At 69.8% G+C, this 2,324-nt stretch carries 3 protein-coding genes; 2 read left to right on the top strand and 1 reads right to left on the bottom strand.

The window, feature by feature from the left end; all coding sequences use genetic code 11:
• The first annotated feature begins 211 nt into the window (after positions 1-211).
• Both ABZU69_RS37040 and ABZU69_RS37035 read left to right on the top strand, forming a co-directional pair.
• Entirely contained in the window at positions 212-523 is a 312-nt protein-coding gene (locus ABZU69_RS37040) for an EthD family reductase (protein WP_354968862.1), read from the top strand.
• 109 nt (positions 524-632) lie between these two features.
• Positions 633-1,514: a PhzF family phenazine biosynthesis isomerase gene (locus ABZU69_RS37035; RefSeq protein WP_354968861.1), complete on the top strand. Its 882-nt coding sequence runs from the start codon at positions 633-635 to the stop codon at positions 1,512-1,514.
• A gap of 284 nt (positions 1,515-1,798) precedes the next feature.
• Here the strand turns inward: ABZU69_RS37035 and ABZU69_RS37030 are convergent, their stop codons facing one another.
• Entirely contained in the window at positions 1,799-2,041 is a 243-nt protein-coding gene (locus tag ABZU69_RS37030; protein WP_354968860.1) for a hypothetical protein, read from the bottom strand.
• Positions 2,042-2,324: the final 283 nt, after the last annotated feature.

Here is a 2,324-nt window from a genome sequence, read left to right as displayed (position 1 = left end):
ACACCGGTGGGCAGCCGCAATGTGGGAGCGTCTCGCCGAGCACCTGGACCGAGTCTGGCCGGACACCGATCCTGCGCAAAGTCTCTAAGTAGCCGATGACAGTGCATTGGATCTTGAGGCGATCCGAACCGTTCCGTGTCGTCCCTGGTTCATAGCAGGAGCTCCCAGGTCACCCGGAGTGTTATGGTCTCGTCTCTGGACGGAGGTCGTCATGCATAAGTTGGTGGTCCTGTATTCCAAGCCCGCCGACCCTGACCACTTCCGCGACTACTACGTGACCAACCACCTTCCACTGGTCATGAATCTGCCCGGCCTGCTTGCGTGGCGCTACAGTTTCGACGTGGCGGCGACCAAGGGAGAAGCGCCGTATTTCGCGGTCTTCGAAGGCGACTTCGCTGACGCCGCCGCCATGGCCGCGGCGCGGGCGTCGCCGCAAGGCCAGCGGGTGGCCGCCGATGTCGCCAACTACGCCACCGGCGGTGCGGTCATCATCCACTATCCGGTGCAGGACGGCACCGGCTGAGGCAGGCCGGTACGCTCCGGGACGCGTTCGGTCGGCCGTCGCGGCCAGGTCCGGCCATCGGCAGACGCCGTTCGCGGTTGCCGGTTCGTTGAGCGTCAGAGGTGGGCCCATGTCCTGGCCGGATGTCACGGTGGTTGATGCGTGCGTGCGGCGCGACGGCCGGGGCGGCAGCCCCACGGCCGTCACCGACGACGACCCGGCGGCGACGGACGCGGACCGGCGTGCGGTCGCTGCTGCGGCCGGCACCTCGCACGCGGCGTTCCTCGGCCCGGGGCGGACGCCGGACGGTGGCTGGCCGGTCCGGTTCTTCACCGCCACCGCCGAACTGTCCGGCTGCGGCCACGGCACCGTTGCCGCGCAGGCCGTCCGGTTGACCCGCACCGCGCTGGGCGAGCTGAACGACCGCCAACACACCGGCGGGCGCACGTTCGACACCGTCGCGATCCGCCGCCCCGCCGGCATCGAGGTGTGGTTCGACCAGGGCCTCGTCGCGCTGCGTCACCCGGCACCGGACGAGCGCGCCGCGATCGTCGCCGCGCTCGGGCTCACCGCGGACGATCCGCATCCGACCGACGCGCCACGGATCGCCGCGCCCGGCGCACCACGCATGCTGGTACCGGTCCACGACCGGTCGGCGCTGCTCCGAGTCTGCCCACACCTCGGCAGGCTGACAGCGGCGTGCCGGCGGTACGGGCTCCTCGGCTGTTTCGTGTACGTACCGCCGGTGGGCGACCGACCGGGTGCGGCGCGGATGTTCGCGCCGGCGATCGGTGTCGACGAGGACGTCGCCAACGCCAACAGCACCGGCTGCCTGGCCGCCCACCTGCTCGACACGACAGGGGCACAGACGGTCGCGATCGAGGTGGAGCAGGGTGAGACCCTCGGTCGACCGGCCAGCGTGCTCGCTTCGGCCCGACGCGGGCCGGCGGGCATCACGACCCGGGTCGGCGGGTTAGCGGTGGTCCGCGACGGACACCGAGGCGACAACTAGACCGTCCTCTTTTGCCGCCGACCGGGCGCTACGTTGTGCAACCCTCGCCCGACGGGCTGCGCCGCCCGCTCGTGCCGATGAGCGGATGTCTGGGTGTCGGCAGAACGCCGCCGTGAGTGCGTCGCAGACCAGCGATCGTGCGGTCGGTCGCCGGGCGTTTGATCCTGACTTGGTGCTGCCGATCTACGGGTTGTCCCGTAAGTGATCTATGGAGTGTTGGCTGACCTGCTCGTTGTAGCGGAATCGGCGGTGATGGAGGTGTGCAGGTCGGTGATGCGGAGGGGTCAGTTCTGGTTCACCGGCCAGACCGCCGCCGGATCGCAGTGGGCCGGGCACGCCAGCAGGTAGACCTCGTTGCCAAGAAACAGCCAGTAGGTGTCGGCGCGGATGCTGTAGGGCTGCTCTGGCTGGCCGGGGTGGACGGCGAACTCCATGCCCTCCGGCACCTGGCAGACGTACACCAGATCGGCGCCGCACGCGCACCTGTAGTACTCGGGATCCTGCGCCCAGGAAGGAGTACCACCCACCTTGAAACTCTGGGCTCCGAGCCCTCGCGAGTTGGGGGTATCCATGAAGGGTCGCAGCGTCAGCGGCAGGGCGCACAAGGACGGTTCGGCCTCCGCCGCTGGCAGCGCCGCGTGGCGCTGGAGCAGCACACGCCAGAACGGGCGCGGGTAGGGCGGCTGCGGAGCGTCCCAGTACCGGGGTACAAGCCCAGGGTCATTGCGTTGTCGGGATGCTGCTGGTCACGGCGGTGATGAGGTCGTGGGGGCGGCGGTTGGCGCGTCGGGTGGCGCGGGCGATGTTGGC

It is taken from the genome of Micromonospora sp. NPDC005206 (genome assembly GCF_040608175.1).
Taxonomy (GTDB): Bacteria; Actinomycetota; Actinomycetes; order Mycobacteriales; family Micromonosporaceae; genus Micromonospora.
This window is presented reverse-complemented; position numbering and strand designations above follow the sequence as displayed.

Bases quoted from the DNA above. Each gene is read 5' to 3' on its own strand.
- ABZU69_RS37035 (WP_354968861.1), top strand. From the start codon at position 633: ATGTCCTGGCCGGATGTCACGGTGGTTGATGCGTGCGTGCGGCGCGAC.
- ABZU69_RS37040 (WP_354968862.1), top strand. From the start codon at position 212: ATGCATAAGTTGGTGGTCCTGTATTCCAAGCCCGCCGACCCTGACCAC.